Below are 22,134 nucleotides of genomic sequence, written 5' to 3'. Positions count from 1 at the left end.
TGCAAGTGACTTTACACAGTCGACAGGACTCTTTCGCGGCCCGTCAGCCTCGCGGCGAGCCATCACCAATTTCATTGATTTGATTTCGATGGATTTTTGAATGCCGACGCATCAACGTAGCGCGCTCTTCATTGACGGCGCTAATCTCTACGCGACCACCAAGGCGCTCGGGTTCGACATCGATTACAAGCGTCTACTGAAAGAATTCCAGGCGCGCGACAATCTCATTCGCGCTTTCTACTATACGGCCATGGTCGAGGATCAGGAATATTCTTCGATTCGCCCGCTGATCGACTGGCTCGATTATAACGGCTACCGAGTCGTCACCAAGCCAGCGAAGGAATTCACGGACTCGGCCGGGCGACGCAAGGTGAAGGGCAACATGGATATCGAGCTCGCGATCGACGCGCTCGAACTCGCCCCCTACATCGACCACATGGTCCTGTTCTCCGGTGACGGTGATTTCCGCTCACTGGTCGAGGCGATGCAGCGGCGCGGCGTGCGTGTGACCGTGGTCTCGACCATCCAGACCCAGCCGGCGATGATCGCCGACGACCTGCGCCGGCAGGCGGACGAGTTCCTCGACCTGACTCAACTCATCAACCGCGTCGGTCGTGATCCCGGCGAGCGCCCTGCCCGTCCTGCGGCAGATAATGGCCGCCGCGAATTCGCTGAGCGTGGAGCCCCACGCGGAGCCGCCCCAAATCCGGGGCTGGAGAGCCGTTACGGCATCCGCCAGCCGGGCGACGAGGACAGCGCCGACGCGTGAGCGTTCAGGCCCGTGCGTCGAGCCAGTCGATGACCTGCTCGGCACCCCGGTTCGGCGGAAATACTGGGTAGAATGCCTTCGTCACGACACCCTCGTCGATGACGAGGGTGAGGCGCTTCAACAGCACAGTGCCGTTTGCGTCGAAGGTGGGCAGCCGCGCTGCAAGGGCGAAAGCAAGGTGCAGGTCGGAGAGCAGCGCGTAGGGCAGGTGCAGCCGCTCGGCTGCCTCCCGCTGATACGCGCTCGACTGTGTCGACACACCGTGTACCTGCGCGACGCCACGCTTGATCAGGTCCGCATGCCGGTCGCGAAACTCGCAGGCCTGTGGCGTGCAGCCTCGGGCGCCCGGGATCGCGTCCCAGTTCTCGACGAGGTTCCGCTGTCCTGGCTCGCCGGTGCGAGGATAGGCGAAGACGACGGTGCGGCCCGACAACCGGGCCAGTGAAACGATTGTCCCATCCGTCGCAGTTAGCGCAACGTCTGGTAGGCGCAGGCCGGTCAGGTGATCGGCGCCGCCGTCATCGACGGGCACTGGCAGATCGGTGGGAAGATCGGCAAAATCGGGCGTGGCCATCGTGGTATCTACCGCCTTTCGCGGAGGGATCAGCCCCTGTCGCGCATGAGCCGTGCCTTGTCCCTCTGCCAGTCGCGCTGCTTGGTCGCCTCGCGCTTGTCGTGATTTTGCTTGCCCTTGCCGAGACCGAGCTCGACCTTCGCCCTGCCCTGCTCGTTGAAGTAGATCTTGAGCGGGACCACAGTCATGCCCTGGCGCTGTGTGGCGCCGATCAGCTTGTCGATCTGGCGGCGATGCAGCAGCAGCCGGCGCGGGCGCTTGGGCTGGTGGTTAAAGCGGTTGGCCTCAAGGTATTCCGGGATGTTGCAGTTGAACAGCATCAGGTCGTTGCCCGACGGACCGGCATAGGACTCGCCGATCGTCGCCTTGCCGTTGCGCAAGGATTTGACCTCGGTGCCGCTCAGCGCAATGCCGGCCTCGATCACGTCCTCGATCGCGTAGTGGTAGCGCGCCGAGCGGTTATCCGCGACGACCTTGCGGTTGGGGTCGGACTTAGGGGCCATTGTTCGGGAGTCGATCGTATCTGCGGCGGATCGCCTGATATGGCATCGAAGAGGTCGTTCAGCGAGGCCGAAGCCTCAGACCAGTTCCGTCTGATCGCTTCGTCGCCGCTTCATCATTGCGAGCCGCAGGCGAAGCAACCCAGGCCCCACGACGTCGCCCTGTATTGCTTCGCTGCAATCGCGATGTCGACCGAGCGCGGACCAACGGGGGCCAAGCCATCGGGTGGACACGATGTCAGCCGGCGATCAGCCCCGCATAGCGGAGCGCCGCATCGACGGCCTTCTTGCAGCCCTCGGTCGGCGGTACCATCGGGAGGCGCGCCTCGCCCGACATCAGGCCGAGGCGGCTGAGGGCGTACTTCGTTGGCACGGGGTTCGACTCGTAGAACAGGGCCGCGTGCAGCGGAGTCAGCCGGTCCTGGATCGCGAGCGCCTTGGCGTAATCGCCGGCGAGCGTGGCCTCCTGGAGATCGGCTGAGAGGCGCGGGGCGACGTTTGACGCCACGGAGATGCAGCCCTTCCCGCCATGCGCGTTGAAGGCGAGCGCCGTCGCATCTTCGCCCGAAAGTTGGATGAACTCTTCTCCCATAGCGTGGCGCTGCAGACTGACGCGGTCGATCTTGGCGGTCGCGTCCTTCACGCCGGCGATGTTCTTGAGTTCGAACAGGCGCGCCATCGTCTCGACGCTCATGTCGACGATGGAGCGGCCGGGAATGTTGTAGATGATGATCGGGATGCCGACGGCGTCGTTCACCGCCTTGAAGTGGGCGTACATGCCCTCCTGCGTCGGCTTATTGTAGTAGGGTGTGACGGTGAGCACCGCGTCCGCGCCTGCGGCCTCAGCATGACGGGCCCGCTCCACGGCCTCGATGGTCGAGTTCGACCCGGCGCCCGCGATCACGGGCACTCGGCCGGCGGCCTGCTCGATGCAGATCTCGACCACACGGTCGTGCTCTTCGTGGCTCAGTGTCGGGCTCTCGCCGGTGGTGCCGGTGGGTACCAGCACGTGTGTGCCCTGCTCGATCTGCCAGTCGATGAACTTTCTGAAGGCAGCCTCGTCGACGGCGCCGTCACGGAACGGCGTCACCAGCGCGGTCATCGAGCCCCGCAGACGGTCGGTCGGGCGCGAACGGGTATCGGTCATCGTGCTGGTCCCAGCCGTCTCGTGAAGTGCCGTTCTTCCGCCGCCATAAGGCCGTATCCGCGAAAGGGGCGGGCAGACATAGGCGCTCGGCCGCAGCCGCGCAAACCCTCTGCAGGCGCAGTTAATGCCTTCTTAACGCAGCAGAGGCCAGCTTAACGTTTGGCCTCCCGACTCGGGGTGAACCATGGCGGTCTCTGATCGACCTCGACTTGCGCTTCTCGCGCTCGTCCTTGGCGGCGTAGCCTTCGCCGCGCCGGGATGGGCGGCAGAGACCGCGGAGCCGGCCGCCAAGGTGGTCCCGTCGAGCGACGCGGATGCCAGTTCCAGTCGATTGAAGGATACCGCGCCCTCCGACCCAGTCGCTGCCGATGCGCTGCGAGTCGAGCCCTCGAAGAGCGAGGCTGCCAAGGGCGAGGGTGCGAGTGATGCGCCGCTGCCGGCCGGTGCCAGCGCTTACGCCTCCACCGATACCGATATACCCCTCGCCTTCCCGTTACCCGACGCCTCTGCATCGCCCGCAGCCCCTGTGCCCGAGGTGCCAGATCCGGCCCGCGCGCTCTTCGCTGGCGACACAGATCTTGGCCAGCTCCGGCAGGCGATCGACTTCTACCGCAAGGGCAAGTTCGCCGACGGTGACCGCCTTCGCGACGGCTTCAAGGATCCGGCTGCCCGCGCGCTCTGCGAATGGGTGGCGATCCGGGCCGGGACCGGCGTCGATCTCCGCCGCATCACCGCCTTCCTGCGTGATAATCCCGGTTGGCCGGCAGGACCCCTGGTCCGCCGCCGTGCCGAGGAGCGTCTGCTCGCCGAAAAGAAGGACGCGGCACAGGTCCGTGCCTATTTCGCGACCTCGAAGCCCGAGACGGCGCCGGGCAAGCTCGCTCTGGCGCTCGCCTTCAAGGCCGACGGGCTCGATGCGGATGCTGCCGATCTCGTGCGCGATCTCTGGCGCGGCGACAGCTTCGGGCGCGCCTTCGAGGCCAAGGTGATGGACGCCATGCCCGGCATCCTCACCACCGTCGATCACCGTACCCGCATGGAGCGTGCCCTCCTGAAAGAGGACTGGGAGATGGCGGGTCGTGCGGCCGGCTATGCCGGCGGCTCCTATGCCAGCCTGGTGCGGGCGCGCCGCATCGTCGAGGCGAAGGGCTCCGGGGCACCCCAGGCGCTGAACGCCGTGCCGCCGAGCCTGCGCAACGATTCCTCCTTCATGCTCTCTCGCGCCCAATACTACCGCCGGGCTGAGAAGTTCGAGGAGGCGGCCAAGATCCTCGCCGCCGCGCCAACCAATCCGGAGGTGCTCGTCGACGGCGACGAGTGGTGGGTCGAGCGCCGCATCGTCGCCCGCAAGCTCATCGATAAGGGTGACAGCAAGACGGCCCTGGCGATCGTCGGTGGGCACAGCGCGCGCACGGTCGAGAAGCGCATCGAGGCCGAGTTCCATGCTGGTTGGATTGCCCTGCGCTTCGCGGGCGATGCCAAGGCTGCGCAGGCGCATTTCGCCAAGGCCGCGGCCATCGCCGAGACGCCGATCTCGATCGCCCGCACCGCTTACTGGGAGGGCCGCGCTGCCGACCAGCTCGGCGAGGCAACAGAAGCCAAGGCCTTCTACGAGCGTGCCGCGGCCCAGCCGATTGCCTATTACGGCCAGCTCGCCCGTGCCAGGCTCGGCCAGTCGAGCCTCGACCTGCGCCGCGCTGCCGATCTCGACGCCGACGCGCGGAAAAGTTTTGACGACCGGCTGTTCGTGCGTGCTCTCAAGCTCCTTGCCGCCGCCTCGATGAAGGAGCTGGCGCTGCCGCTCTACATCGACGCGGCGAAGTCGCTGACGAGCGAGGCGGAGCTGAACGCCCTCGGCGATGTCGCCACCCAGATGCGGGATGCGCGCGCGCTCGTCGCTCTCGGTAAGCTTGCAACGCAGCGTGGCCTGGCGCTGGACGTGCATGCCTACCCGACCATCGGCATCCCGGATTACGAGGCGTCCACGGCGGTGCCGCAAGTCGAGCGGGCGATGGTCTTCGCCATCGCGCGCCAGGAGAGCCAATTCGATCCGCAGGCCCAGTCGGGTGTCGGCGCGCGTGGCCTGATGCAGATGATGCCGCAGACGGCTCAGCGCACCGCCAAGCGCGTCAGCACCGGCTTCGAGCAGGCGCGGCTTACCAGCGACCCGGCCTATTGCGCTCGGCTCGGCCAGGCGCATCTCGGCGAGCTGATGGAGGATTGGCGCGGTTCCTACATTCTCGCCTTCGCCTCCTACAATGCCGGCGGCGGCAACGTGAAGAAGTGGATCGACGCCTACGGCGATCCGCGCAAACCCGGCATCGATCCGATCGATTGGGTGGAACGCATCCCCTTCACCGAGACGCGGAACTACGTGCAGCGCGTGATGGAGAACCTCCAGGTCTATCGCAACCGGCTCGCTGCCAAGGGTGACGGCAAGACCACGCTACTGATCGAGCAGGACCTCGCCCGCGGCGCGCGCCCGGCGGCGAGCGCGGAGGCGATGCCCGCAGCGCGATAGGAGCGTCGTCAGGACGCCTGCGCCGCCGCATTGTCCTTCTGGCGGTCGACCTCGTTCCGGATGCCGCGGCCGGCCAGGAGGATCTCGACGAGGAAGGCCGCGATGGCGGCCACGGTGCAGACGAGCGCCACGCCGAAGCAGAAGAACAGGACCGTCGTGGTGGTGGCGTCGCGCAGCACCCCGACGAAGAGGGTGAGCACGGCGATGCCGGTCATGATGCCGCCCGCCGAGGCCAGCACCACGGCTATGTCGAGGACGAAGGAGCGCCTGCGCAGGTAGGACAGTTCGGCGCCGAGCCGGTCCGCCTCGGCCGGGCCGGCGCCGCGCAGCGCATTGGCAGCGAGATCGACCTTGTCGGCGACGCGTGCGAGGCGGGTCGAGAAGACGTTCAGCAGTGTTGCCAGCGCCGTCAGCAGGAAGGCCGGCGCCAGGGCGACCTGGATGATGTGGGCGATGTCGTCGGGCGCGAAGGCGGAGGCGGGCATGGCCCGCAGATAGGTCATGGCGGGACGCGCTCAAACAGGGGGTATGATGCGGCCCTCCGTTGCAAGGCGCGTGAGCGGGCCGAACATGTTCCAGGTGCTGTTCCAAGGCGATCTCTTCGCGGATTACTTCCAGATCTACCTGCACGACGAGAACCACCCGGAACTTCCCGACGATTACACGCCGGAATCCCTCGCGCGCCGCCTGATGGCGGGGCCGTACGGGCTGATCCTGCACACGGCGCGCAACATGACGGTGCCCGTCTGTGTCGAGTGGCATGCGGGGCGCCCGGAGCCGGAGCTCGACGGTTTCCAGCACGTCGCCGAGGCCGGCATCGCCTGCCCGACGGGGCGCCTCGTTCTGGCCGGGTTGACCGATGACGCGGCCGTGGCGCCCCGGCTCGCGGTGAAGCCGGGGCCGCTCGCGGCGCGGGTGAGTTTCGCCGGGCTCGATACCCTCGACGCATCGGGGCTGGAGGGTGACGACCGCTACCTCGTGCAGCTCTGGTCGGCCCCGATGACGGCCGGCATCGCCGTGCTCAAGCTCTGGCGCGACGCCTGAGACGGTGTCCGGCGCCGCCGGCGAGGCATCCGACGAGATAGGCTGCGAGCATCAGCGTCGCGGTCTCGACCCAGAGGCCCGCCTGCCCAGGCACCGTCTGCGAGACGGTGAGCCCACCGAGAACGGCCAGGGCCACGACCAGCGATGCGGCGGCGATCAAGCTCGCCCGCTCGCGCGGCAGGCCTGTGAGGGCGCCGATGCAGGCGCCGAGCAGCAGGGCTCCGGCGAGGCCGGGCCACAGGGCGGAGACGAGGAGGGTCATGAGCGCAGCGCCAAGCCGATGCCTTGCCGGTCGCTGAGCGGCGCGCCGCCCTGAACTGCCAGCGCCTGATCGGGCGAGACGCCCGCCTTCAGGAGATAGTCGATGATCGCCGCTGCCCGCGCGGCGGCGAGGTCGGGTGCAGGCTCGGAATCCTTGGCGGCCTGAGCCGGCTCGGACGGGCCGGAGGCAGGCTTGTCCGCCGCTCCCGGTTTGCCCGCGCTCTTCGCCTTGGCTATATCCGATGCTTTAGCTTTGCCGGGCTTCGCCTTGTCGGGCTTAGACTTTTCGGTGTCCGCCTCCGGCAACACAGCGGGCTTCGGCGCCGGTGCCCCGGCGGGATCGAGATGGCCGAGCACCTCCACGTGCTCGGCCCGGCAGGCCTTCGCGATCTCGGCGACGGCGTCGAGCACGGGGTAGAAGTCCGGCTTGAGCTCGATGCTGCCGGGGGCGAAGCGCAGGGTGTGACCCGCCACCCGCTCGGAGAAAAGCCGGGCGCAGGTCGCGGCATCGTAGGCGGGCTCCGCATCGCGCGACGACACCGCGGCCGTACCCTGCCAGCCCGGCGGCAATGCGCGCCGCAGGTCGTCGCCCGCACGGCGGGCGCTCTGCGGATACAGGCTCTCGCCGCTCAGCCGGATCGACGCATCGGCCGCCTCGACCTCGCCGTTCGCCAGCGTCGAGAGCGGCCCGAGGGAGCCGGTGAGCGCGGCGACGAACTGGGCCGGCGCGCCGGACGCGATCCGCGAGCGGTCGACGATGGTTTCGCGCAGGAAGCGCTGGCGCAGGACGGCGTTCAAGCGTTCGCGGGCTGGGCGGTCAGGCAGATAGCCGGAGAGAGTGACACGCCCCGGCTCGCGCCGAATGCGGAACGGGTAGGGCGAGATCGGACGAAGCTGGAGGTCGACCGATCCGGCGGAGACACCGGCCGGGCGCCCAACGCGCATCGCCGCCTCGGCCTCGCCGACTGCCTCCTCGTCGAGCGCGACGCCCGAGACGGAGAGACGGCCCCGCTCGAACCGAACCGAGCCCTCGCGAATCAGGCCAGCGAGCCGGATCGCGGCCCTGGTGAGTTCGGCTGGGTCGATCGCCGGATCGAGCCCTCGGGCAGGCAGCAGGGTGTCGCCGACGGCGGTACGCGGCCCGGCGCCCGGCGCCGGATCGGGCGCGAGCGAAGAGGCCATCGCGAGCGCCTCGGCCCGCGCGGCCTCCGAGACGACATGGCCACCAAGCGTGATAGCGCCGTCCGGCCTCCGTTCGACGACGAAGCGGAAATCGTCCACCCGCGGCGGCCCGATCTCTGTCGCGCCGAACGCGAATCCCTGCGGCGGCCGAGCGGCCCGGGCGGCCTCGTAGGCGGCCGCGTCGACGGCCTCGCCCCGTAGGGACAGCGTGGTGTCGCTGAGCGTCGCCACCGCGCCGGGCGCCAATCCGCGAAGCGCCTCGACGAGAGAGGCGGCCGCTTCGGCGAATCCGTCCGGGCCGCCGCGGGCCGCCCTCGCCCGGTCGCGCAGGGTCGCATCGGCCGGCAAGGCGCGCGTGAGTTTCGCGGCGAGCGCCGCCGCGCCGATCTCGACCGGGCGGTGGCCGCTGGTCTCGATCAGGTCCGGTGCGGTGCGCGTCGCGGTCCAGACGAAGGGTGTAACCGTCTCGATCAGGCCGGTCCGGTCATCGAGTCGCCTCAGGGCGGGGATCGCCTTGAGCCGGGCCAAAGCTGCGTCGCGCAAGGCGACATCCATGGTTTCGCCAAGCGCCAGCAGGTCGCGGCCCTGCACCTCGACGCGTAGCCATGGCTCCGGCTCGCCGCCGCCCGTCTCGCGCACGATCGTGGCACTCTCCCCGCGCAGCGCATCGCCGATCACCGGCGCCGTCACGAAGGTCGCACCGGCCCAGAGCAGGGCGAGGACCGGCAGCCCGGCGAGCCAGCCGAGGCGGTATCGCTTGAGGGACGTGGCGGTTGCGGAGGTCACGGGCCTTGAGAACCCTCGATCGCGGCAGAGCCGGCAAAGCGGGGTGATGACGCGACCCCCTGCCCGCCTTTCACGTCGAGATGAAGGCTGCGCGGCCTCAAGGCACAAAAAAACCCCGGCCGAAGCCGGGGTTGGAGGTTTGCCGATGGTTGGTCTGCGAGACTTAGAAGTCGCGCTGGACGCGGACGCGAGCCTGGAACGTGTCCTGGCCGGAGACCAGACGACCCGTATCGGTGTTGAGGACGCGCTGACCGTTGAGGGTATCGACGCGGATGTACTGGCCTTCCGCACCGATATCGAGGTCCTTGACCGGCGACCAGATCAGGCTCGCACCGGTCACGAGCTGTGACGTGTTGACGAGCGTCGAGGTCGCGGTCAGGGCAGCCGGATTGGCAGACGGCAGGCCGCTGATACCCGTGCCGCCGGCGGCCAGACCGCGAAGCGCTGCGGTGGCGCCGCCGGGCTGACGCATCTCGCCGTACGAGCCGTACACGGCCGAGCGCCACTGAGGCGTCCAGTAGTGCAGGTACGAGGCGACGACGGTCCAGCTGGTCGACAGCTCGAGACGACCCGTGACCGGGTTCACCACGGCGTCGTTCATGTAGACGTTCCACGGGCCACCGCTGACGATGCCGGTCGCCTGGGTGTAGCGGCCGATATACGAGGTGTAGCCGGTGTAGTTGGCTGCGCCCTCGCCGTAGGCACCCTGCAGGTAGAACGAGTCGCCGGGAGCGATGAAGGGCAGGTTGAACTTGGCACCGCCCTGGACGGCCCAGCCGTAATCGGTCTGTGCACCCGAGGTGATGCCCCGAGCCGCGAGCGCCCCAGCGGCTGCGCCAGCTCCGATAGCCGCCTGGCCAGGAGCCGTCGTGATGGTGCCGAGGAAGCCGCCGATGTTGACGTCCTTGACGGCGCCGGAGATCTGGAGCGAGCCCCAGGGCTGATCGTAGCGCAGGGCGCCGACGAAGTCGGGCATGCGAGAGCGCTGCACGACGTCGACGTAGCCGACGTTCGCAACCGCACCGGTCGGACCGAAGTTCAGGATGACGGGGCTCGGAGCGTTCGAGCCAACGGCAAGGAAGGTCTGGCCGATGGCATTGGCGGCCGTGTTGCCGGGAAGCGAACCGCCGTTCGAGAAGATCGGGTTCTTGCGGAAGTTCGGGTCTTCCATCGAGACCGTCGCCGAGAAGCCCTCACCGAAGGTCTTGGTGTAGGCGAACAGGTTGGTCGAGGCCTGATCCGAGCCGAGCGACGAGCCGATGATCTCGAAGTCGTGGGCGTAGAAGTCGAAGAACGAGGAGGCGCGACCGGCGGTCAGGCCAGCGAACTGGATGAAGGCCTTCTCAGCCTGGATGTAGTCCTGCACGCGGTTGAAGGCGTCCTGGCCGGTGCCGAAGAATGCGTTGCCGATACGGGCCTGGGTGCCGGAGGCCATCTTGCCTTCACCGGTGGCGCTTGCCGCCTCGATGCGGGCGAAGGCGCGCAGGGTGCCGAATTCGGTCTGGGTGCGGGCATCCACGTTGAGGCGCAGCAGGCCGCGGAACTGGGAGGTGTCGCCGCCGCCGGCAACCTTGCGGTTCGGGCTGCGGTTGTAGCCGGCCTCACCACGCGCACGTCCCGAGACGCGCAGGCAGGTGTCCGTGCCCGGGATGTAGAAGAAGCCAGCGCCGTAAGCGCCGCAAACACGAACGTACTCGATCGGTGCGGCCTTCTTGACCGGCAGATCGGCTGCCTGTGCCCCTGCGACCGCGGTCAACCCCGCCGCCGATCCCAGGAGAAGGCTCTTGATGAGCTTCATTGTGGAAACCTCCGAAAGTTTCGAGACCCTTGGGAGCGGACTTTGTTTGTGGCTGCATCGTCCCCCGAGAGGAGCGCTGCGAGCCTCGTCCTTCTTCCCTTAGTGGTTCGGCCCTCCCCGCAGAGGCATCGGCCAGACCAGCGACGAGGTTTTTGTCTCTGTCGCCGGGGCACCATGCGGGAGCGTGGCCGCACGAGCAACAGACTTCGGCGTCGTAGAGCTGTTGCAAACTGGCTTCCGCAAAAGCTGTTGCGCGTCCGCAACGCTTTGTTCGCGCGGGAAAACAACTTCTGCTGCACACGAGCGCGATCTTGCAATGATCCTTCTATCGACCTGCCGTCGATTGTAGATCACCTTGGCTGACGGAAGACGAGGCAGCCGGAGCCGCGAGTCGAACGTCGGATTCGTCTTCGGCCGATACGGTGCTGGAGCAGGCTGCGCGAAAGCGCACACGGCTTTTCGCCGAGAGCCTGCGCCAACGCTTTGAATCGATCGTGTCTTCTGCGTCTTGATGGATCCCATCGACACGCAGCGTGATCGGGAGGCTCAGGACTCGCGCAAGATTTCGAGCGCCAGCCAGCGATCCTCGGCTGTGGCGAGCTCGGCCTGGGCCGCGGCCAGCATGGCGCTCGCCTTCTCGAACCGCGCGGGGTCGCGCGCGTAGAGGGTCGGGTCGTCGAGGACGCCCTGCAGGCGCTCCATCGCGGCTTCCAGTTCGCTCATCCGCGCGGGCAGGGTCTTCAGCTCGTGCTGCTCCTTGAAACCGAGCTTCTTCCGCGATGGCTCGGCGGCCTTTGGCTTGTCCGATCCCGCATCGTCGCGCTGAGGGCGCTCGCGACCCGGCACGGTGCGGGCCTCGATGCCCCTGCCCCGCTGGGTGAGCATGTCGGAATAGCCGCCGGCATACTCGGTCCAGCGGCCCTCGCCTTCCGAGACCAGGACGCTGCCGACGACGCGGTCGAGGAAGTCGCGGTCGTGGCTCACCAGGATCAGGGTGCCGGAATACTCGTCGAGCATCTCCTGCAGCAGGTCGAGGGTCTCCAGGTCGAGGTCGTTGGTGGGCTCGTCCAGCACCAGCAGGTTCGAGGGCTGCGCCAGGGCGCGGGCGATGAGCAGGCGGTTGCGCTCGCCGCCCGACAGCACCGAGACCGGCGTGCGGGCCTGTTCCGGTGTGAACAGGAAGTCCTTGAGATAGCCGATGACGTGGCGGCTGTGCCCGCCCACCATGATGGAATCGCCGCGACCGCCCGTGAGCACGTCGGTCACCGTCATGGTGGGCTCGAGGGTGGCGCGGGCCTGATCGAGGAGCATCATCGAGAGGTTGGTGCCGAGGCGCACTGAGCCCGAATCGGGGCTAAGCTTGCCGGTCAGCAGGTTCACCAGCGTGGTCTTGCCGGCGCCATTGGCGCCGACGATGCCGAGCCGGTCGCCGCGCGTCACCCGGATCGAGAGATCCTGCACGATGGCGCGCTCGCCATAAGTTTTTGAGATGCCCTTGGCCTCGACCACCAGCGTGCCGGAGGCCTCGGCCTCCACCGAAGTCATGGTCGCCGTGCCGACCGGGCGGCGGTCCTCGCGGCGCTCCTTGCGCAAGGCGTGCAGGTTGCCGAGGCGCCGGACGTTGCGCTTGCGCCGGGCGGTGACGCCGTAGCGCAGCCAGTGCTCCTCGTCGGCGATCTTGCGCTCGAGCTTGTGCCGGTCCCGCTCCTCTTCCTCGAAGAAATTGTCGCGCCAGGCCTCGAAGGCGGAAAAACCCTGGTCGATCCGCCGGGTGACGCCCCGGTCGAGCCAGATCGTGGAGCGCGACAGGCCGGACAGGAAGCGGCGGTCGTGGCTGATCAGCACGAGCGCGGCGCGCGTGCGGCCGAGTTCGCCCTCGAGCCATTCGATCACGGGCAGGTCGAGATGGTTGGTCGGCTCATCGAGCAGCAGGATGTCGGGCTCGGGTGCCAGGGTCTGCGCCAGGGCCGCGCGGCGCGATTCTCCGCCTGAGAGACTTTTCGGGTTCTCCTCGCCGGTGAGCCCGAGGCTCTCGACGAGGTAGCGGGCGCGGTAGTGGTCGTCGCCGGGCGCGAGGCCCGATTCGACGAAGTCGAGCACGGTGTCGAAGGCGGAGAGATCCGGCTCCTGCGCGAGATAGCGGATGGTGGTGCCCGGCTGCAGGAAGCGCTCGCCGCGGTCGGGCTCGACCAGCCCGGCCGCGATCTTCATCAGCGTCGACTTGCCCGAGCCGTTGCGCCCGACGAGGCAGGCGCGCTCGCCCGGTGCGATCGTGAGTTCGGCGGACTCGATCAGCGGGGTGCCGCCGAAGGTCAGCGCGACGTCTTTGAGGGTGAGGAGCGGAGGAGCGGCCATGGCCGGGGCTTAACCCGGCCCGGGGCCGCGGCGCCAGAGCGGTTCAGGCCGTGGGATTGGCCGGACCGGTCGGCGTCGGCTGCGCGGGCGGAGGCAGCGGCACCTCGACGGGGCTCTCGCCGGGCGATTCAGGCGGCGTGCCTCCAGGAATCTCCGGCGCCGGACTCGGCGTGGGCACCTGCGGCGGATCGTAGGGCGTATCCGGCGGCGCGTCCGGGGTCGGGGTTTCCGGGATCGGCTGTTCCGGGATCGGGCCGGGATTCGACATGCATGCTCCGGTGACGCTGGCGGACGGTCGCCCCTCGGGCGCCCGGTGGGCCAACGCCAACGGGTGCGGGTGGAGGCCGGTTCCGGCCGGCTACTTCTTGGTGAGGAGCTTGGTGCCCTCGTTGCCGACGATGCGCTGGAGCTTCTCCGCGAAGAACGCCAGCAGCAGCGGCAGGCGGACTTCGAGCCGCACCATGTCGGGATGGACGTCGATCTGGCCGTCGACCTTCTGGCCCATGGCGCCGACGCCGAAATCGAGCCGGTCGCCGGTCCAGGCGAGGGTCTCGACCTTGAGGCCGCTCTTCTCGAGCAAGGCCTTGCCGCGCTCGGTGCCGTCGGTGAGTCGACGCTTGGCCTCCTCGAGGCCGAGCTCGTGCGGGATCTCCATCACCAAAGGCTTCGCCATCGCTCGACGCAACTCCCCTCTCGCCGGCCGCTGGGCCGATCCATGCCCTGAAAATGGGAACCGGCCGGCGTCTCGACAACGCCGACCGGTCAGGTCCTCGACAGTGATGGGTGTGTCAGGCCGGCGCGATCAGCGCACCACCGACATCGAGACGTAGCTGGTGCCCGTCATCCCGATGGCACGGGCGGCGCCGGCGGCGAGGTCGATCTGACGGCCGCCCACGAACGGGCCGCGGTCGTTGATGCGCACGACGACCGAACGGCCGGTGGCATTGTTGGTGACGCGCACGCGGGTGCCGAAGGGCAGGCTGCGATGAGCGGCGGTCAGGGCGCCCGAGTTGAAGCGCTCGCCGCTGGCCGTGCGGTGGCCGTGGAAGCCGGGGCCGTACCAGGAGGCATTGCCGCCCGCGGCGTGGCGGACAGGGCGCGCCCGGCGGGACGCGTGGAAGGCGTGGCGGCCGTGGCGGGCCGAACGGAAGCTGTGGCCGTGATGCGCATGACGGGCGAAATGGACGTGGTGTCCGCGGGCGTGGAAGCCGGCATGCCCGCTGCGTGCTTCGGCCGGTGCAGCCAGCGCGAGCGCGCCAAGCACCAGACCGAACACGACCGTAGCGGTCCGAGTGACAACGTTCATGTGCGATCGCTTTCCCTTGTTGTTGCGAGCGCCGCGGAAAATGAAGGAGAAGGCGGCCAAAATACGACGCGCATGATGCGACGCAGCAGAGCCACGGTTAAGGCTATTTCTCAGACTATATTTTCAATAAAGCCGCCGAAGTATTCATTTCTATCGCGTTGTTTCGGCTCGGCGCCGCTGCGCCGTCCCTCAGCTTGGATCGGAAGAATTCGCAAGTCGCATGGCATGCGCCTGAGATACAGTCTGATTACTGTCGACTATGCGCGGTATTGATTTCACGGTTGCAGGCAGCGCGTGGCTTGCAAGCCGGCGAGATCGGTCGCGGGCCGGCGCACCTGCGGTACCCGGCAAAAATTGCAGCCCCAATTCGAGACGCAACGTCAGATTTCGGGGGAACCCAGCCTTTACCCTAGCTGGGCCATTGTCCGGTGGTCAGTCGCGTAACCGGTGTTTGCCATGGCTTCCCCGCGTACCGCGGTCGCCGGCGCCACCGCCCGGGTTCAGGTCTCGCGTTCCGGGCGGGCAGCGTCGGCGCCGCGGATGGGTCTCGCACCCTCCGTCCAGCGTCTTCCCACCACATTCCCGCTCGACGAGATCCTGGTCGGCGATTGCATCGCCTCCATGAACTCGCTGCCGCCGTCGAGTGTCGACTGCGTCTTCGCGGACCCGCCCTACAATCTCCAGCTCGGAGATGCAGGCCTGCTGCGTCCCGACCAGAGCCGCGTCGACGCCGTCGACGACGACTGGGACAAGTTCGCCACCTTCGAGGCCTACGATGCCTTCACCCGCGCCTGGCTCACCGCCGCACGCCGCGTGATGAAGCCGAACGCGACCCTCTGGGTGATCGGTTCGTACCACAACATCTTCCGGGTCGGCAGCGCGCTCCAGGATCTCGGTTTCTGGATCCTTAACGACATCGTCTGGCGCAAGGCCAACCCGATGCCGAACTTTCGGGGCAAGCGCTTCACCAACGCTCACGAGACCCTGATCTGGGCCTCCCGCTCCGCGGAGTCGAAGGGCTACACCTTCCACTACGACGCACTGAAGGGAGGCAACGAAGACCTCCAGATGCGCTCGGACTGGTTCATCCCGCTCTGCACGGGCGAGGAGCGCCTCAAGGGCGCCGACGGCCAGAAGGTGCATCCGACCCAGAAGCCCGAGGCCCTGCTCGCCCGCACCCTGCTCTCGGCCACCAATCCTGGCGACGTGGTGCTCGATCCGTTCTTCGGCACCGGCACCACCGGCGCCGTCGCCCGTCGCCTCGGCCGGCGCTTCATCGGCTGCGAGCGCGACACGGTCTATGCCGACGCGGCGCGCCGGCGCATCGACGCGGTCGTGCCCCTCTCGACGGCGGCGCTCACCATCGCCACGCCGAAGCGTGCGGAGCCGCGCATCCCATTCCTGAGCGTGCTCGAGGCGGGCCATCTGCGCGCCGGCGAGACGCTGACCGACGACCGCCGCCGCTTCAAGGCGACGGTGCGGCCCGATGGCAATCTCAGCGTCGGACCGGTCCAGGGCTCGATCCACAAGGTCGGCGCGCTGGTACAGGGCCTTCCCGCCTGCAACGGCTGGACCTTCTGGCATGCCGAGCGCGGCGGACGGCTCGTCGTCATCGACGATTTCCGCAGTGCCTATCGCAGCGCGAACGCGGCTGCGGAGTAAGGACTTTAGATTTGGGCAGCCCCAAACCCTCTCCCGCAGCGGGGAGAGGGTTTGGCGCAGGCCGGAGATCTATGTCTTCCGCGTCGCCTTCGGCGGCTTCTTCACGATCCTCGCGAGTTCCGACGGCCGAGACCGCGGCGGCTTCGGAATCGGAGCCCGTCGCGGCGGCGGCTCCCGCTCGTGCGGCGTCGCGAGATCGGCGGGTGTCTCTGCCTTCGATGCCGCCGCCGGCATGGCCTTCACGTCGAGGGCATGCGCCAGCACCTTCTTCATCACGCCCGGCAGCGGTTCGGCCTCGAGCCCGGCCCGCGCCGTGAAGCGCAGGCCGGCCGGCGCAGCCGTCCCCGCCGCGACGCGGGCCGAAAACACCGTCAGCTCCAGCGGGAAATGCGTGAAGACGTGCTTCACGATGCCCGGCAGACGCTTCCAGCGCGCGTCGAGCGGGGCGTCGAGCAGGCCCTTGGCGGGGTCGTAATCGGGCGTCCAGGCGGAGGTCGGCGGTTCGGCCATGGCGCCGAGAAGCCCCTCGGGCGGGCGCGTGCGCAGCAGGATCGCCTCGTCGCCGGCCCGCACCACCACGAAGGCCGCCCCCTTCCTAAGGACGCCCTTGTCCTTCTTGATCTTGCGCGGAAAGGCTTCCTGCAGCCCCTCGGCGCGGGCCCGGCACGGCGTCATCCACGGGCAGAGCGCGCAGGCCGGGCGCTTCGGCGTGCAGATGGTCGCGCCGAGATCCATCACGGCTTGCGCGAAATCGCCGGGCCGGTCGTGCGGGACGAGGTCGAGCGTCAGCGCACGGATCTCGGGCCGTGCCGCCGGCAGGGGCGTCTCGATCGCGAAGAGCCGCGTCATCACCCGCTCGACATTGCCGTCGACGGCGGCCGCCGGCCGGTCGAAGGCGATCGCGGCGATGGCACCCGCCGTGTAGGCGCCGATGCCGGGGAGTTTGCGCAGCCCCTCCTCCGTGTCCGGGAAGGTGCCGCCTGCCGCGGCGACCGCCTTGGCACAGGCGTGCAGATTTCTCGCGCGCGAATAATAGCCGAGCCCGGCCCAGGCCGACATGACGCGCTCCTCCGGCGCGGCGGCCAGGGCCGCCACGTCGGGAAACAGGTCGAGGAACTTCGAGAAATACGGTTTGACCGCCGCGATCGTGGTCTGCTGCAGCATCACCTCGGACAGCCAGACCCGATAGGGGTCCGGCCTCTCGTCCGGCAGCGCGCGCCAGGGCAGCACACGGCGATGGCGGTCGTACCAGACCAGGAGATCGGAGGCGTTCGGCCGGGCAGGCGCGCGGGACGTCTGTGCGGGCGCGGGCATGGACGTGGTCTTATCGGCAGCGCAGGCTACGGCAAAGACGCCAACGCCGGATCCAGAAAAAGATCGCGCGCCGTGTCGGAAAGTCCCTGTCCCAGCCGTCTTACTCGGGTGCGATCGATCGCAGCGAGGAGACCCTCATGCCCTATGTCGATGGTTTCGTGATCCCGGTGCCGAAGGCCAAGGTCGAGGCCTATAAGGAACTGGCCCGCAAGGCGCGCGACGTCTGGATGGAGTACGGCGCGCTGTCCTTCGTCGAATGCCTCGGCGACGACGTGCCCTACGGCGAGCTCACCTCGTTCCCGCGCGCCGTCCAGCTCAAGGAGGACGAGATCGTCGGCTTCTCCTGGATTGTTTACGAATCGCGGGAAAGCCGCGACGCGGTCAACGCCAGGGTGATGGCCGATCCGCGCATGCAGCCCGGCCCCGACATGCCCTTCGACGGCAAGCGCATGATCTTCGGCGGGTTCGTGCCGTTCCTGGAGGATTGAGCGGCGTCCGCCTCCTTTTGCGGCGTTCCGGTGTGCCATGGGCGAACCCGGAAGGCACCCGCGATGCGTGGCCGCGATATCACATCGAACCCGGTCAGGTTCGGGTCCGAAATGGCGGCGCTTGCGAGAAGCGACGCGCCGCCTCGCTTGCGCTATCATCGACCGATGGCGCGATCGGCGCCGCTCTTCCATGAATGGCCATGGCCCGCGTCAAACCGCTCGCCGAGCTGATCGAAGCCTGTATCGGGCCGGCCTTCGCCGCGCAGGGCTTCGCCTCGACGGACATCCTCGCGGCCTGGCCCGAGATCGTCGGCGAGCGGCTCGGGCGCGTCTGCCAGCCGGTGAAGCTCGAATGGCCGCGGCGCAAGCGCACCGAAGCCGACGGGCCGACGGAATCCGGCACCCTGGTGGTACGGGTCGAGGGCGCCTTCGCCCTCGAGCTCCAGCATCTTGTGCCGGTGGTGATCCAGCGGATCAACGCGCATTACGGCTGGGCCTGCGTCGGCCGCATCGTGATGAAGCAGGGCCGGGTGCATTCCGGGCAGCGCCGCGCTCCGGTCTCAACGATCGATCCGGCGCGCCGCGGCGAGGTCGCGCTCGCGGTGTCGCGCATCGAGGAGGACGGCCTGCGCGATGCGCTCGACCGCCTCGGCATCGCGGTGGTCGCCTCGGCGGCCGCCCGGCGCTGATGCCGCACGCTTTCGTGAGCGTCTTGCCTTCGACCGTCCGCAGTTCTACCGGACGCCTGAAGAGAGTGTTCTCTCAGCGGAGCGAGCCCACGCCATGATCACTCGGCGCGACGTCGTGAAATATAGCGGTCTCGCAGCTGGCGCGGCCGCGCTCCTGCCGCCGCTCTCGGTTTCGGCCCTGGCCCAATCGGCCGATGCCGCGGCCGTCATGCAGGCCGGTCCGCTCGGCGACGTCTGGCTCGGTCCGGCGGACGCCAAGGTCACGATCGTCGAGTATGCCTCGATGACCTGTTCGCACTGCGCGCATTTCCACAAGACGACCTGGCCGGTGCTCAAGGAGCGCTACATCGACACGGGCAAGGTGCGCTTCACGCTCCGCGAGTTCCCGCTCGATCCGCGCGCCACCGCAGGCTTCATGCTCGCCCGCTGCGACGGCGACGCGAAATATTATCCGATCACCGATCTGCTCTTCGACCAGCAGGAGGCTTGGGCCTTCGTGCGGCCGCCGGAGAGCCCGCTCGACGCTCTCGAGAAGCTGCTGCGGCAGGCCGGCTTCAACAAGGAAAAGCTCGACAGCTGCCTCGGCGACAAGAAGACCTTCGCCGGCATCAATGCCGTGAAGACCAGGGCCCTCGACGTGCTCAAGGTGGAGTCGACGCCGACCTTCTTCATCAACGGCCAGAAATTCGCCGGGGCGATGACGATCGAGGACATGGAAAAGGTCATCAAGCCGATCCTCGGCGCCTGATCGGAGGCTGCCCCGAGCCTCGCGGCCGGCGAGTCGAAAATCCAGAATATCGCTGATTTTGTAATGACTTGACGGAAAGCGTGGCCGCCTTGACTCGCAAGGGGGGCAAAACTATGGTGCGCCCCGTTCGAAGGGCGGCCGAACGGGTCCCTTCGCTTCCGCCGGTGTGAGTGGCCTCGTGAGCGGCAACGAAACAGGGCACGGGGGCGGAGACCCCAAGCCGGGTCCCAGCGACGATCTCTCCGAGAGGCTGAAGCGTCTCGAGACGCAGCTTGAACGGAAGCGGCCCGCGGCCGGTCCCGACGCTTCGGTGCGGTCCGGGCGCGCCGATGGTTCTTCCATCGGGCAGGCCATGCGGCTCTCGACGGAGTTCGTCGCGGGCGTGATCGCCGGGGGAGTCCTGGGCTGGCTCTTCGATCGTCTCCTCGGCACGGCGCCGTGGGGTCTCGTTGTTTTCCTCGTGCTGGGCTTCATCACGGGGATCTACAACGTCATGCGCCTGAGCGGATTCACCGGGCAGGCGGGCGGAAAAGACCCGCGATAGGGCATTTTACGCCGAAACGACGCCGGGGGTCTTGAGACTCGGGGCGCATCGTGTATGGCCACGCGCACAGAACGGCGTGGTTGTCGGCACGAAGGACAAGGGGCGGAACAAGGCATGGCGGGCAGCATCGACCCGGCGCACCAGGTGGCGTTGCGACCGGACCCGATCCATCAGTTTGAGCTGCATTCGCTCGTGCCCTTCGGGCATATCGGCAATCAGCAGATCGCGTTCACGCAGTCGGCGCTCTACATGTTCGCCGCCGTCGCGGTGATCGCACTCATCACCATCGTCGCGACGGCGTCGCGCTCGGTGGTTCCGGGCCGCATGCAGTCGCTGGCCGAGATCTTCTACGAGTTCATCGCCGACACCGTGCACCAGGCCACCGGCGACGCGGGCAAGCGGTTCATGCCGTTCGTGTTCTCGCTCTTCATGTTCGTGCTGATCCTGAACCTGTTCGGCATGATCCCCTACGCCTTCGCGGTGACCAGCCACCTCATCGTCACCTTCGGCCTCGCCTTCCTGGTGATCTGCGTGGTCGTTGTGTTCGGCGTGATGAAGCACGGCACCCACTTCTTCGGCCTGTTCGTGCCCTCGGGCGTGCCCAAGCCGCTTCTCGCCCTGCTCGTGCCGATCGAGATCATCTCCTTCATCTCGCGTCCGATCAGCCTCTCGGTACGTCTCTTCGCGAACGTGCTGGCCGGCCACATCGCCATGAAGATCTTCGCCTTCTTCGTGGTCGGCCTGCTCTCGGCCGGCGCCTGGAGCGTGCTGTCGCCGCTGCCGCTCTTCCTGACGATCGCCCTCACCGCGCTCGAATTCCTGGTCGCGGCGCTGCAGGCCTACGTCTTCGCGACGCTGACCGCGATCTACCTCAACGACGCCCTTCACCCCGGCCACTAGGCCGGCTTCTCCCGCCCTCACGAACAATCAGATCAAGGATTTAGGAGCTTCTTATGGATCCCGTCGCTGCGAAGTACATCGGTGCTGGTCTCGCCTGCCTCGGCATGGCGGGTGCAGGCATCGGCCTCGGCAACCTGTTCGGTCAGTTCCTTGCCGGCGCTCTTCGCAACCCCTCCGCTGCCGATGGCCAGCGCGCTACCCTGCTCCTCGGCTTCGCGCTGACGGAAGCGCTCGGCATCTTCTCGCTGCTGATCGCGCTGCTCCTGCTCTTCGCCGTCTGATCTTCTTCGGGAGTGCGCCGTTCCGGGTTTCGGCCCGGGGCGGCGCCTCTCCTGACAGACGCGTCAGCGCTCCGCTGGTCGGAGCCGGAATACTCCGTCACCGGACGAGGCCATGGCCGAGCAAAAAGCCCTTACGACACCGCCTGCCAATTCGGACGTGAAAGCCGTCCCGGCTCATGGCGCTCACACCGAGCAGCCTTCGCATGCCGGCGCCTTCCCGCCCTTCGAGACCCATACCTTTCTCTCGCAGCTGATCTGGCTCGCGATCTCCTTCGGCCTGCTCTACTACCTGATGGCCAAGATCGCCCTCCCCCGGATCGAAGCGATCCTCGAGTCGCGTTCCAACCGGCTTGCCTCGGACCTCGACGAGGCCCAGCGCATGAAGGCCGAGGCCGACGCCGCGGGCCAGGCCTACGAGAAGTCGCTGCGCGACGCCCAGAACAACGCCCAGAGCATCGCCGGCGAGGCCCGGGCGAAGCTCGCGGCCGAATCCGACAAGCGCCGCAAGGACAAGGAAGCGGAGCTCAACGCCAAGATCGCCGCCTCCGAGACGACGATCCGCGAGAGCACCGCCCGCGCCATGGGCAACGTTCGCGACATCGCCGGCGAGACCGCCGCGAGCATCGTCGAGCGTCTCACCGGCCACGCGCCGGACAGGGCGAGCCTCGACCGCGCCCTCGACGCCGTCCACTGATAGACCGCACGTAAGGACTTGTGACCGGCATGGTGATGACCGCGGAATTCTGGGTCGCCGTCGCTTTCGTGATCTTCGCCGCGATCGTGTGGAAGGTCGGCGGCTTCGGCATGATGACGAAGGGCCTCGACGGCCGCGCCAAGCGCATCCGTCACGAGCTCGACGAGGCCAAGCGCCTGCGCGAGGAGGCTGCTGCCGTCCTCGCCGACTTCAAGCGCCGCCGCGCCGAGGCCGAGAAGGACGCCGAGCGCATCGTCGCCGAGGCGCATGAGGAGGCCAAGCGCATCGACGCCGAGGGCCATGCCCGCCTCGAGGACTATATCACCCGCCGCACCCGGTCGGCCGAGCAGAAGATCGCCCAGGCCGAGACCCAGGCTGCTGCCCAGGTCCGCGCCGCGGCGGCCGATGCCGCGGTGAAGGTCTCCGAGATGCTCCTGCGCGAGCGGCTCCAGGGCCAGGCCGCCCAGGATCTCGTCAAGGCAAGCCTCGGCGACGTGAAGACCCGCCTCCAGGCGTGATCGTCACGGCAGATGCCATCGAACAAGCCGCCTCCGGGCGGCTTTTTCATTTG

Annotated in this window: 23 protein-coding genes and 1 pseudogene; 12 read left to right on the top strand and 12 right to left on the bottom strand. The window is 68.0% G+C overall.

The genetic code is table 11. From position 1 onward, the window contains the following. Window positions 1-100: 100 nt before the first annotated feature. The gene (locus tag MGN01_RS06065; protein ID WP_147045700.1) at window positions 101-769 is read left to right on the top strand and encodes a LabA-like NYN domain-containing protein; all 669 of its coding nucleotides are present in this window, start codon (window positions 101-103) and stop codon (window positions 767-769) included. Between the two features lie 4 nt (window positions 770-773). On the opposite strand, the gene MGN01_RS06060 is transcribed toward MGN01_RS06065, so the two are convergent. The 3 genes from MGN01_RS06060 to dapA form a co-directional block, all read right to left on the bottom strand. Next, a complete protein-coding gene (locus MGN01_RS06060; RefSeq protein ID WP_147045699.1) occupies window positions 774-1,343 on the bottom strand; it encodes a peroxiredoxin in 570 nt (189 codons plus the stop codon). A 29-nt stretch (window positions 1,344-1,372) separates the two neighbouring features. Next, on the bottom strand, window positions 1,373-1,846 hold the full coding sequence (gene smpB, locus MGN01_RS06055) for an SsrA-binding protein SmpB (protein ID WP_147045698.1): 474 nt from the start codon (window positions 1,844-1,846) through the stop codon (window positions 1,373-1,375). A 235-nt stretch (window positions 1,847-2,081) separates the two neighbouring features. After that, window positions 2,082-2,990 carry a 4-hydroxy-tetrahydrodipicolinate synthase gene (gene dapA / locus MGN01_RS06050; RefSeq protein ID WP_147045697.1) on the bottom strand — a complete coding sequence of 303 codons (909 nt, stop codon included), beginning with the start codon at window positions 2,988-2,990 and terminating at the stop codon, window positions 2,082-2,084. Window positions 2,991-3,174: 184 nt separating this feature from the next. Between dapA and MGN01_RS06045 the strand changes: the two genes are divergently transcribed. Beyond that, window positions 3,175-5,511, top strand: coding sequence for a lytic transglycosylase domain-containing protein (locus MGN01_RS06045; protein ID WP_147045696.1), 2,337 nt, complete (start codon window positions 3,175-3,177; stop codon window positions 5,509-5,511). An 8-nt stretch (window positions 5,512-5,519) separates the two neighbouring features. On the opposite strand, the gene MGN01_RS06040 is transcribed toward MGN01_RS06045, so the two are convergent. Further along, window positions 5,520-6,014, bottom strand: a complete 495-nt coding sequence (locus tag MGN01_RS06040; RefSeq protein WP_238257715.1) for a DUF2721 domain-containing protein — start codon at window positions 6,012-6,014, stop codon at window positions 5,520-5,522. 52 nt (window positions 6,015-6,066) lie between these two features. Between MGN01_RS06040 and MGN01_RS06035 the strand changes: the two genes are divergently transcribed. Continuing rightward, on the top strand, window positions 6,067-6,555 hold the full coding sequence (locus MGN01_RS06035) for a hypothetical protein (protein ID WP_147045695.1): 489 nt from the start codon (window positions 6,067-6,069) through the stop codon (window positions 6,553-6,555). On the opposite strand, the gene MGN01_RS06030 is transcribed toward MGN01_RS06035, so the two are convergent. The 7 genes and pseudogenes from MGN01_RS06030 to MGN01_RS24495 all read right to left on the bottom strand — a co-directional run. Then, window positions 6,533-6,817 (bottom strand): hypothetical protein, encoded by a 285-nt coding sequence (locus tag MGN01_RS06030; RefSeq protein WP_147045694.1) that lies wholly within the window; start codon window positions 6,815-6,817, stop codon window positions 6,533-6,535. The two genes, MGN01_RS06035 and MGN01_RS06030, sit on opposite strands and share 23 nt — an antisense overlap. Continuing rightward, window positions 6,814-8,784 (bottom strand): OmpA family protein, encoded by a 1,971-nt coding sequence (locus MGN01_RS06025; RefSeq protein ID WP_174804558.1) that lies wholly within the window; start codon window positions 8,782-8,784, stop codon window positions 6,814-6,816. Before MGN01_RS06025 ends, MGN01_RS06030 begins: the two co-directional genes overlap by 4 nt. A 163-nt stretch (window positions 8,785-8,947) precedes the next feature. Then, window positions 8,948-10,582 (bottom strand): porin, encoded by a 1,635-nt coding sequence (locus MGN01_RS06020; protein WP_147045693.1) that lies wholly within the window; start codon window positions 10,580-10,582, stop codon window positions 8,948-8,950. 546 nt (window positions 10,583-11,128) lie between these two features. Further along, a complete protein-coding gene (locus MGN01_RS06015) occupies window positions 11,129-12,937 on the bottom strand; it encodes an ABC-F family ATP-binding cassette domain-containing protein (RefSeq protein ID WP_147045692.1) in 1,809 nt (602 codons plus the stop codon). 43 nt (window positions 12,938-12,980) lie between these two features. Then, window positions 12,981-13,205 carry a hypothetical protein gene (locus tag MGN01_RS06010; protein ID WP_147045691.1) on the bottom strand — a complete coding sequence of 75 codons (225 nt, stop codon included), beginning with the start codon at window positions 13,203-13,205 and terminating at the stop codon, window positions 12,981-12,983. Between the two features lie 90 nt (window positions 13,206-13,295). Next, window positions 13,296-13,610 carry a polyhydroxyalkanoic acid system family protein gene (locus tag MGN01_RS06005; RefSeq protein ID WP_147045690.1) on the bottom strand — a complete coding sequence of 105 codons (315 nt, stop codon included), beginning with the start codon at window positions 13,608-13,610 and terminating at the stop codon, window positions 13,296-13,298. Window positions 13,611-13,739: 129 nt separating this feature from the next. Further along, window positions 13,740-14,021 (bottom strand): annotated as a pseudogene (locus MGN01_RS24495) (septal ring lytic transglycosylase RlpA family protein); the annotation flags it as partial. Window positions 14,022-14,699: 678 nt separating this feature from the next. Between MGN01_RS24495 and MGN01_RS05995 the strand changes: the two are divergent. Further along, entirely contained in the window at window positions 14,700-15,905 is a 1,206-nt protein-coding gene (locus MGN01_RS05995; RefSeq protein WP_147045688.1) for a site-specific DNA-methyltransferase, read from the top strand. Window positions 15,906-15,974: 69 nt separating this feature from the next. Here MGN01_RS05995 and mutY read toward each other — a convergent pair whose 3' ends face one another. Next, complete coding sequence (mutY, locus tag MGN01_RS05990; protein ID WP_147045687.1) at window positions 15,975-17,219, bottom strand: A/G-specific adenine glycosylase; 1,245 nt, start codon at window positions 17,217-17,219, stop codon at window positions 15,975-15,977. A 137-nt stretch (window positions 17,220-17,356) separates the two neighbouring features. Between mutY and MGN01_RS05985 the strand changes: the two genes are divergently transcribed. The 8 genes from MGN01_RS05985 to MGN01_RS05950 all read left to right on the top strand — a co-directional run bounded on the left by MGN01_RS05985 (window position 17,357) and on the right by MGN01_RS05950 (window position 22,081). Next, window positions 17,357-17,707 carry a DUF1428 domain-containing protein gene (locus tag MGN01_RS05985; RefSeq protein WP_147045686.1) on the top strand — a complete coding sequence of 117 codons (351 nt, stop codon included), beginning with the start codon at window positions 17,357-17,359 and terminating at the stop codon, window positions 17,705-17,707. Window positions 17,708-17,907: 200 nt separating this feature from the next. Further along, window positions 17,908-18,396 carry a DUF721 domain-containing protein gene (locus tag MGN01_RS05980; protein WP_147045685.1) on the top strand — a complete coding sequence of 163 codons (489 nt, stop codon included), beginning with the start codon at window positions 17,908-17,910 and terminating at the stop codon, window positions 18,394-18,396. 94 nt (window positions 18,397-18,490) lie between these two features. Continuing rightward, window positions 18,491-19,144: a DsbA family protein gene (locus MGN01_RS05975; protein ID WP_147045684.1), complete on the top strand. Its 654-nt coding sequence runs from the start codon at window positions 18,491-18,493 to the stop codon at window positions 19,142-19,144. A gap of 178 nt (window positions 19,145-19,322) precedes the next feature. Further along, complete coding sequence (locus tag MGN01_RS05970; RefSeq protein ID WP_238257717.1) at window positions 19,323-19,688, top strand: AtpZ/AtpI family protein; 366 nt, start codon at window positions 19,323-19,325, stop codon at window positions 19,686-19,688. A 144-nt stretch (window positions 19,689-19,832) separates the two neighbouring features. Further along, window positions 19,833-20,588, top strand: coding sequence for a F0F1 ATP synthase subunit A (locus MGN01_RS05965; protein WP_147045830.1), 756 nt, complete (start codon window positions 19,833-19,835; stop codon window positions 20,586-20,588). 53 nt (window positions 20,589-20,641) lie between these two features. Beyond that, a complete protein-coding gene (locus MGN01_RS05960; RefSeq protein ID WP_007566773.1) occupies window positions 20,642-20,869 on the top strand; it encodes a F0F1 ATP synthase subunit C in 228 nt (75 codons plus the stop codon). A gap of 112 nt (window positions 20,870-20,981) precedes the next feature. Further along, window positions 20,982-21,563 (top strand): F0F1 ATP synthase subunit B family protein, encoded by a 582-nt coding sequence (locus MGN01_RS05955; protein WP_147045682.1) that lies wholly within the window; start codon window positions 20,982-20,984, stop codon window positions 21,561-21,563. Between the two features lie 32 nt (window positions 21,564-21,595). After that, window positions 21,596-22,081 carry a F0F1 ATP synthase subunit B family protein gene (locus MGN01_RS05950; protein ID WP_174804564.1) on the top strand — a complete coding sequence of 162 codons (486 nt, stop codon included), beginning with the start codon at window positions 21,596-21,598 and terminating at the stop codon, window positions 22,079-22,081. The last annotated feature ends 53 nt before the right edge of the window (window positions 22,082-22,134 follow it).

This window comes from Methylobacterium gnaphalii, from assembly GCF_007992215.1.
GTDB lineage: Bacteria > Pseudomonadota > Alphaproteobacteria > Rhizobiales > Beijerinckiaceae > Methylobacterium > Methylobacterium gnaphalii.
Note: the sequence above shows the minus strand (reverse complement) of the source record. Positions and strands in the feature narration are given on the sequence as shown.